3 protein-coding genes, 1 tRNA gene and 1 other RNA gene are annotated in these 5532 nt (G+C 59.3%); 1 reads left to right on the plus strand and 4 read right to left on the minus strand.

From position 1 onward, the window contains the following. The 4 genes from ACNPM8_RS09015 to ACNPM8_RS09030 all read right to left on the minus strand — a co-directional run. A partial coding sequence (locus ACNPM8_RS09015) for a DNA polymerase III subunit gamma and tau (protein WP_448939701.1) occupies positions 1-2531 on the minus strand: 2531 nt, incomplete at its 3' end. A gap of 12 nt (positions 2532-2543) precedes the next feature. Beyond that, positions 2544-3461 (minus strand): tRNA glutamyl-Q(34) synthetase GluQRS, encoded by a 918-nt coding sequence (gene gluQRS, locus ACNPM8_RS09020; RefSeq protein ID WP_448938396.1) that lies wholly within the window; start codon positions 3459-3461, stop codon positions 2544-2546. Between the two features lie 28 nt (positions 3462-3489). Further along, positions 3490-3586, minus strand: an RNA gene (gene ffs / locus ACNPM8_RS09025) — signal recognition particle sRNA small type. 107 nt (positions 3587-3693) lie between these two features. After that, on the minus strand, positions 3694-5235 hold the full coding sequence (locus tag ACNPM8_RS09030; protein WP_105658000.1) for an HNH endonuclease signature motif containing protein: 1542 nt from the start codon (positions 5233-5235) through the stop codon (positions 3694-3696). 188 nt (positions 5236-5423) lie between these two features. Here ACNPM8_RS09030 and ACNPM8_RS09035 point away from each other — a divergent pair. Continuing rightward, positions 5424-5508, plus strand: a tRNA-Ser gene (locus ACNPM8_RS09035). Positions 5509-5532: the final 24 nt, after the last annotated feature.

The raw sequence follows: 5532 nt of genomic DNA on the forward strand, positions 1-5532 counted from the left end.
CGCTGTTGTGCTTCGCGTTCAGCTTGTTCGCGTTGGGACTGTTCTTGTGCGGCGCGCTGTTGTGCTTCGCGTTCAGCTTGTTCGCGTTGGGACTGTTCTTGTGCGGCGCGCTGTTGTGCTTCGCGTTCAGCTTGTTCGCGTTGGGACTGTTCTTGTGCGGCGCGCTGTTGTGCTTCGCGTTCAGCTTGTTCGCGTTGGGACTGTTCTTGTGCGGCGCGCTGTTGTGCTTCGCGTTCAGCTTGTTCGCGTTGGGACTGTTCTTGTGCGGCGCGCTGTTGTGCTTCGCGTTCAGCTTGTTCGCGTTGGGACTGTTCTTGTGCGGCGCGCTGTTGTGCTTCGCGTTCAGCTTGTTCGCGTTGGGACTGTTCTTGTGCGGCGCGCTGTTGTGCTTCGCGTTCAGCTTGTTCGCGTTGGGACTGTTCTTGTGCGGCGCGCTGTTGTGCTTCGCGTTCAGCTTGTTCGCGTTGGGACTGTTCTTGTGCGGCGCGCTGTTGTGCTTCGCGTTCAGCTTGTTCGCGTTGGGACTGTTCTTGTGCGGCGCGCTGTTGTGCTTCGCGTTCAGCTTGTTCGCGTTGGGCTTGTTCTTGCGCCTGGTGGGCAGCGTGGCGCTGAGCATCCACGCCAGCCTGGCTAGCTTCTGGTGCCTGTTGCGGCTGTGCCGACTGCGGTGCTTGTGGTGTTCGGTTGGCAGCCGCACGACGTGCGAATTCGGCCATGGCAGGATTTTGCTTCACGTCATCAATGGAGACCCCGGTGCCGAATGACAGGTCTTCACCGCTGGAAGGATCAGGGACCAAGCTGAATGGTGCCACGCCTTCCGGACGAGCTGCCGGAATACTCGGACCAGGCTGCACCTCGGTGGTCACCGAGTAGTTTTCGCCCTTTGGACCCCAAGTTGCACCCCAGTCAGCGGCTTCACCAGTGTTCAGCGACGCTGCCGCGCCTGGATCCAGCGGAGCATTTGGATCATCATCGTGTGGCTGTGGCTGTGGCTGTGATGGCGCGGACTGCTGGGGATGCGTTTCCTGCTCGGCAGGCACTGGCTGCGGAGTCTCTTGAGGCTGCTCGGTGCGCTGAGCTTGAACTGGTTCTGCGTGCTGCGCGGGCTGCTGCATTTGCGCTGGAGCCTCGGGAGCCTGCTGTTGCGGCTGGGCATGATTTGGCTGAACCTGTGGGGCCTGTTCGCCAGCCACTGGTTCGCCCTGCGCTTCAGCCGGTTCGGGTGCACCCTCACGACGGGATTTGGCGGCGGCCAGGGCTTCGCGTACTGCGGCAGCACCCTGACGCGCGGCGCCCGGGTTAGGAGTGGCGTTCATTGAGGCACCAGCACTTGCAGCGTCGTTCTCATCAAGCGCAGGCAGCGCTCCACCGGTCATCGCATGGCGCTCCAACCGATCCAGCCGAGCGGCAAAAGCGCTGTCGGAATTCTGCGAACCGGGCAGCATCAAGCGCGCGGCCAGCAATTCCAGGTGCAGACGAGGCGAAGTTGCGCCGGTCATCTCGCTCAGGGCCTTGTTGGTGACATCGGCCCATCGCGATAGTTCGCCTGCACCGACCAAGCCAGCTTGCAAGCGAAGGGATTCAAGCTGGTCTTCTGGTACGCCGCGCAAGATCTTCTCCAGGCCTTCTGGCATGGCCTTGGCGATGATCAGATCGCGGAAGCGCTCCAGCACATCTTCAACGAAGTGCCGGGGATCCAGACCGGTCTGGATGATGCGGTCAATCGCACCGAACAGACCAGCGCCATCGGATTCGTGCAGCGACAAGGTGACCTCATCGAGCAGTGTCGAGTGGGTGTAGCCCAGCAGTGCAATGGCCGTCTCGTAATCCAGGTTGCCATCGCGGGCACCAGCGATCAGCTGATCCAGCACCGAAAGTGTGTCGCGGACCGCCCCGCCGCCAGCACGGATCACCAGTGGCAGTACGCCTTCGGCTACCGCGACGCTTTCGCGTTCGCAGAGCACTTGCAGGTACGCCAGCAATGCCTCTGGCGGAACCAGACGGAATGGGTAGTGGTGGGTACGCGAGCGGATGGTGCCGATGACCTTTTCCGGCTCGGTAGTCGCGAAGATGAATTTGATGTGCGCCGGTGGCTCTTCAACGATCTTCAGCAAGGCATTGAAGCCTGCCGCCGTGACCATGTGGGCCTCATCGATGATGAAGATCTTGTAGCGGTCGCGAGTTGGCGCGAAGGTTGCGCGCTCGCGCAGATCGCGGGCATCATCTACGCCGCCATGGCTGGCCGCGTCAATCTCGATGACGTCCAGCGAACCCGGGCCACCATTGGCAAGGTCCACGCAGCTTGGGCAGGTGCCGCAAGGAACGGGCGTAGGGCCCTGCTCGCAGTTCAAGCAACGGGCCAAAATGCGGGCAGAAGTCGTCTTGCCGCAACCGCGCGGACCGGAGAATAGATAGGCGTGGTTGACGCGGTTCTTCTCCAGCGCCGTCATCAAGGGCGCGGTAACGTGCTCCTGGCCGATAACGTCGCCAAACGTATCGGGACGATATCTGCGATATAGCGCTGTACTCACACCGGTTCCCTATCAGTTGCCTGATGCTTTAGGCATCAGCTGTTGGACAATATTCAATGGTTCGACGGTCCACGGTTCACGTGGCAGATTCTCCGGATCGAAAGCTTCCAGGGCTGCCTGCAAACTTGTGCTGGGCAAGCCCAATGACTCTAGCAAAATCGCCACAACGTTGGCTGGATGCACACCTTGTTCGGTGATCTCTTCGAGTGTTACTGCACCGTCGCGTTTAGCCAAGCGCTGGCCCTTGGTGTTCAGTGCCAGCGGTACGTGCGCGTAGGCCGGGACCGTGTAGCCCAGTAGAGTTGCCAGGTAGGCCTGCCGCGGCGCAGAAGAGAGCAAATCATCTCCGCGCACGACCTGGTCGATGCCTGAGAACGCATCGTCGACGACAACCGCAAGGTTGTAGGCGGGAGCTCCATCGTTGCGGATCAGGACGAAGTCATCTACCGCACCGGTGTAATCGCCGAATAGTTCGTCATGAACAGAAAATTCGTTCACTTCTGAACGCAGTCGCAAGGCGGCTGGACGGTTCTGTGCTTTAGCCGAGCGTTCGCTGGCGCTCAGATCGCGGCAGGTTCCCGGGTAGGCGCCGGGCGCAGCATGCGGAGCACTTGCGGCTTCGGCGATGTCCTTGCGCGAGCAGAAGCATTCATAGACCAAGCCGCGGGCCTTGAGCCGCTCAACGGCCTGGAGATAAATCGGAAGGCGGTCGGACTGTCGGAGAATTTCGCCGTCGAAATCAAGGCCCAAGGACGATAATTCAGCAATTTGGATGGCTTCGGCGCCGGAACGAACACGATCCAAGTCTTCAATGCGCAGTAGGAATTTGCGTTGCGAGGAGCGGGCGAAAAGCCAAGCGAGGATGGCCGTGCGCAAATTGCCAAGGTGGAGTGGCCCCGAAGGGCTAGGGGCGAAACGGCCAGCGCCCACGTGGACTCCATTCGGCTTGCGTAAGAAAGTAAAAGACCCCTCATGCACCTGCCAGAGCCCATCTACCCTTGCTACCTTCCGGTCCTGGGGGAGTTCAACAGGATGACACCACACGAGGGGTCACCAAAAATACTACCCGAGGTTGGCGCTTGGATGAAAATCGGCAGGCGTGCGCTTGCTCTCAGCTTGCAAATCATGGCTCGGAGATCTTGACCAAAAATGCTGTTCGTCCTCAGCCGGTCGCTTCTTCAGGCGGTTCTAGCCACCCAAGTACGCGTCGAACGCGGTCATTGAGCTGGACGGTAGGCAACATGGGCGTCTGCTCCTTCTCGAAGTCGAAGTTCTGGACGCTGGTGACGCTGCCGGGAAGCTCAACACAAATCATGCCGTTGGGGGAGCGCCAGTTCACTGAACCGTCCGGAAGATAGGTGGCTTGCCATCCCAGCACGTGCTTGAACATCTGATGCCGCTTGCACAATAAATGCGTATTGCTGCGCGTGGTGTGCCCGCCTTTTGCCCATGCATCGATGTGGTCAATCTCGGATGCTTCGGCGGGCCGATTGCACCCGGGGAAGCGGCAGACGATATCCCGATTTCGCAGCAGATCACGCAGCGCCTTGGACGGACGGTACTTTTCGCGGCCCACGTCTATAGCTGCCCCTGACCAAGGATCGGTGAGCACCTTGATGAAAGACGGGGCGTCTTTTGCGATTAGCAGCGCTGTCCCTACTGGGATCGGCCCGTAGCCCTCAAGGTCAGCTAGTGCGCGTTTAGGGTTGGCCAGCATTTCCAGCGCAGGAATCGTGACAGCTACACGAGCTTTGAGCGGGGTCCCTTCGGTTGCGGGCCAACCATCGAGCAACGCATCGCAAACAATGTCCAGCCGTCGTTGCTGTTCGGTCCGATTATCAGCTGGATCAACATTGCGTACGGCATGCCAATTGACGGTATTGATAATGCCCAACGCCTTTTCCACCGGCAGATGCAGCTGAATCACGCTCATTCCATTGGCCTCGTGCCAATAGGTGATCTTGCGGTCCTCCGCACCTTTCTTGTGGCGTTCTTCAATGGGCTTTGGATGCAATCGCTCACGCATTTTCCTGGCACGTAGGGCTATCGCGGAGTCAGCGGCCTGCCGCGCTATCGGCAGCAAGGTTCGTTGCATTAGTGCCACGTCCTCGGGTGCCAGATCCTGAGAGTGCTTGACGATCTCCTGCGCGGATCTGGTCGTGATCTCACCGACGCTCAGGGCGTCCAAAGTGTCTGCGCAAAGATGGCGCAGTCCTTCGGCGAAGAACAACTTGTCCTGGACTTTCTTTTCCGAGGAGCGCATTGCCACCGATGCCTCGGCAACAAAGGAAGAACGGATCAGCGACTCGTCGGAGCGATTGACACCGTAGAAGTAGGCAGAATGAGTTTCAGCTGTTTCTTCCGTTGTGCCGGGGTCATCCAGCAGCGGCTCTTGGGTTCCGTGGCTGATCGTCTCGGCGACCGAATACTCGTAGCTATCGGCCAACACCGCTGCCTCGGCAGCATCCAGCATGCTGTGCAGCCGGGCAATGGTCTTCAGCCGCTCCAGGCCCTGGGCGGATGCAGTGACCGGCGACTGGTCATAAAGGTTTATGGCGGTAGCGGCGATCTGGGTAAAGAGATTGTCTTTGTCCAGGTTCGCGGCCCAAAGACCATCGATTCCGGGGATACTCCTTGTCCCGGGCGGGCTGATAGGCAGTCGGCGAGGGTCGTCTTGGCTGTGAAATACCTCTCTTTTACTCATGTTTACAGTATTGATCTGTTCAAACGGCAGCCTTTGGAGAAAAGATCGGGATGGTGAAAAGGTGCAAAATTACCGAATTTCAGGGGTTTGACGCCTCAAGAATGAGCTGGGAAGCAACGTGGAAACGTCCGATTCGTGATTGAGCGAGAATTTAGATATGCTTGATCCTGCTCCACGGAGCAAACTGAGGAGGATTCGCCTAGCGGCCTATGGCGCACGCCTGGAACGCGTGTTGGGTTAACGCCCTCAGGGGTTCAAATCCCCTATCCTCCGCCGAATGTAATGTCCCGGGGGGGG

The sequence above is a fragment of the Glutamicibacter sp. AGC46 genome (assembly GCF_053543715.1).